At 53.8% G+C, this 2,711-nt stretch carries 2 protein-coding genes and 1 pseudogene; all 3 read left to right on the top strand.

Features of this window, described 5'->3' with window-relative positions; translation table 11 throughout:
* Positions 1–86 precede the first annotated feature (86 nt).
* The 3 genes and pseudogenes from IGR76_03170 (at position 87) to IGR76_03160 (ending at position 2,711) form a co-directional block, all read left to right on the top strand.
* Positions 87–734 (top strand): acetamidase/formamidase family protein, encoded by a 648-nt coding sequence (locus IGR76_03170; GenBank protein ID MBF2077531.1) that lies wholly within the window; start codon positions 87–89, stop codon positions 732–734.
* Positions 731–1,525 carry a sulfite exporter TauE/SafE family protein gene (locus IGR76_03165; protein MBF2077530.1) on the top strand — a complete coding sequence of 265 codons (795 nt, stop codon included), beginning with the start codon at positions 731–733 and terminating at the stop codon, positions 1,523–1,525. The genes IGR76_03170 and IGR76_03165 overlap by 4 nt, the downstream gene beginning before the upstream one ends.
* A 98-nt stretch (positions 1,526–1,623) precedes the next feature.
* Positions 1,624–2,711, top strand: a pseudogene (locus IGR76_03160) (type I restriction endonuclease subunit R).

The following is a 2,711-nucleotide window of genomic DNA, read 5'->3' as shown; positions in this document are numbered from 1 at the left end:
AATGAGTATCTCCAGTTGCACCGAGATGAGCAACTTGCTCTTTTTTGATTCTGATACCCCGTCCGCTTGCGGCGGGGTAGTTCATCATGATTCGCACAGGCTGGGGCGCACTGCCCAACCAGTTTGAAACCCAGGTTGTTCGCTACATTCCCCTGGATCTAGAAGCCGGGGTGGCGGAGTTTCCTCCCGGTAGCGGCATTCGCGTGCCATTGCGTCCCTTTTTTGGGATTCTGGCTGTTGCTCCCCTAGAGCCGTGCAGCTCAATTCCCCCCGGTCGGTTTGGTGGAAATATGGACAATCGCCATCTGCAAGCCGGATCGCGGGTTTTTCTGCCCATCTTGCACCCTGGAGCGCTGTTTTCCATCGGGGACGGACATTCAGCGCAGGGCGATGGAGAAGTGGACGTGACCGCCATTGAAACCTCGATGGATGGTACGGTGACGCTGACCGTTCGCAAGGACTTAGCTACGCTCGACCTCACAACACCCCTTGCCGAAACGCCCACCCACTGGATCACGATGGGCTTTGCGGAAACGCTGGATGGGGCGTTTGAACAGGCGTTAAGTCAGATGATTGGATTTCTGGAACGCTTTGTGGGGCTATCGGCAGAGGATGCCTATGTGCTGTGCAGTTTGGGTATTCACTTCCATGTTACGCAGGTGGTGAACCGTCCGCAGAAGGGAGTTCATGGTATGTTGCCTAAGGCTATTCTTCCGCAGGCGATCGCCCTATGACCACCCGACTTTTTTTGACCCTAACCGCAGCCGGACTGTTTGCAGGCATTTTAGCCGGGTTGCTGGGGATTGGGGGCGGCACGGTGCTGGCCCCGATTCTGGTGGCCTTGGGGTATGACCCGGTTCAAGCTGTAGCGACCAGTAGTTTGGCCATCGTGATTACGTCCCTGTCGGGCAGCATTCAAAATTGGCGGATGGGCTATCTCGATTTTCGGCGAATTCTCTATCTAGGAGTGCCTGCGCTGATCACGGCTCAGGTTGGGGTGGCGCTAGCGGGATGGCTACCAGGTTGGATTCTGTTAACGGCGTTTGGCTGTTTGCTGCTTTCGAATGTCTACTTGGTGGAACTGCGAAAACGATTAGTTACCCAATCTACTAACCGTTCCGCTGGGGATGCCCCAGACCCGAAAATCTGGAATCCGGCGATCGCCTCGATCCTGACCGGAGGAGCCGCCGGATTATTAGCTGGCCTGTTCGGTGTGGGTGGTGGTGTGATTATGGTTCCCCTGCAAATTTTGCTGCTGAACGAACCGATTAAGCGGGCGATTCAAACCAGTTTGGGTGTAATTGTGTTGACGGCGATCGCCTCTACAGCAGGCCATGCGCTGAACGGAAATGTACTCTGGACACCGGGCATTTTGCTGGGACTAGGAGGGTTGATCGGTGCCCAGTTCAGTACTCGCCTTTTACCAAAGTTGCCGGATCGGATTGTGAGCTTACTCTTTCGCGGATTGCTGTTCGTTCTGGCTTTCTATATCTTTTGGCAAGCCTGGAATGCATATGGGAGCTAAATCTAAGAATTGATCCCACACATCGAAAAAGTAGGAACAGGTTGTTATGCGATCATATTGCGCCAAGGGTGCGGTTCTGAATTTCCTAGGAATGATCAATGGCTGAGCAAGAAATCGAACAGGCACTCATCGAAAAACTGGGCGATCTCAAATACACTTACCGCCCGGACATCCGCGATCGCGCCACCCTAGAGCAGAACTTCCGCGCCAAGTTCGAGGCGCTTAACCGGGTTAACCTGACCGACAGCGAGTTTGCTCGACCGCTGGAGTCGATTGTCACACCGGATGTTTTCGCTAACGCTCGACACCTGCGGGAGCGTAATAGCTTTGAGCGCGATGACGGTACGCCCCTCTACTACACCCTGGTCAACATCAATGACTGGTGCAAGAACAGCTTCGAGGTAGTCAACTAGTTCCGCATCAACACCGACAGCAGCCACCACCGCTACGATGTGATTTTGCTGATCAACAGTGTGCCCGTGGTGCAGATCGAGCTGAAGACCTTGAAAATCAGCCCGCGCCGCGCCATGCAGCAGATCGTCGATTACAAGAATGACTCTGGTAACGGCTACGGTAAGACTTTGCTCTGCTTCATTCAGCTTTTTATCGTCAGCAACCGCAGCGATACCTGGTACTTTGCCAACAACAACATCCGCCACTTCAGTTTCAACGCTGACGAGCGCTTTTTGCCCCTGTACCAGTTCGCGGATGTTGATAACCAGAAGATTACCCACCTAGATCACTTTGCTGAGAAATTCCTCGCTAAGTGCGCCCTAGGCAAGATGATCAGCCGCTACATGGTCTTGGTGGCCAGTGAGCAAAGGCTGATGATGATGCGTCCTTACCAGATCTATGCAATCAAGGCGATCGTCGATTGCATTCACCGCAGCAGCGGTAATGGCTACATCTGGCACACCACCGGCAGCGGCAAAACGCTGACCTCGTTCAAGGCGTCTACCCTGCTGAAGGACAACCCAGACATCGACCAATGCCTGTTTGTGGTCGATTGCAAGGATCTCGATCGCCAGACGCGGGAGGAGTTCAATAAATTTCAGGAGGGCTGTGTTGAGGAGAACACCAACACCGAAACCCTGGTCAGGCGACTCCTCATCATTGACTACGCTGATAAGGTAACGTCAGTTCGGGTTAAGCCTCAGGACGCAAATGGTGGTCGAGGGCAATCGAG

The organism is Synechococcales cyanobacterium T60_A2020_003, assembly GCA_015272205.1.
Lineage (GTDB): Bacteria > Cyanobacteriota > Cyanobacteriia > RECH01 > RECH01 > JACYMB01.
Note: the sequence above shows the minus strand (reverse complement) of the source record. Positions and strands in the feature narration are given on the sequence as shown.